This is a genomic window from Vibrio sp. 10N.222.48.A3 (assembly GCF_041475345.1).
Taxonomy (GTDB): Bacteria; Pseudomonadota; Gammaproteobacteria; order Enterobacterales; family Vibrionaceae; genus Vibrio; species Vibrio tasmaniensis_A.
This window is the reverse complement of sequence record NZ_JBFRVX010001734.1, coordinates 1-272: the sequence shown is the minus strand read 5'-3', so window position 1 is coordinate 272 and position 272 is coordinate 1. Positions and strand designations below refer to the sequence as shown.

The following is a 272-nucleotide window of genomic DNA, read 5'->3' as shown; positions in this document are numbered from 1 at the left end:
AGCGTTGTTTGCTACTTCCGTTGCGGTAACGGCCATCTCGTTCATTGCGGTGGCTAGCTGTTCAAGCTCTTGCAGCTGAGTATTCATCGCATTCGCTGACTCACCCGCGCCTTTTACTGTGATTTCAGTGCCACGTTTAATCTCAACACCAATCGCTTTGGATTGAATGATTTGATTTTGCAGGTTTTCAGTAAAGGTGTTGAAGCCTTTCGCAAGGTCAGAGAACTCTTTATCTGTATTGGTATCTAGACGTTTAGTTAAGTCACCTTGTC

The 272-nt window shown here is 44.9% G+C and carries 1 protein-coding gene; it reads right to left on the bottom strand.

What is annotated here, in order from left to right; translation table 11 throughout:
• Positions 1–272: HAMP domain-containing protein (locus AB4653_RS28675; RefSeq protein ID WP_372106034.1), on the bottom strand; the 272-nt coding region annotated here is incomplete at both ends.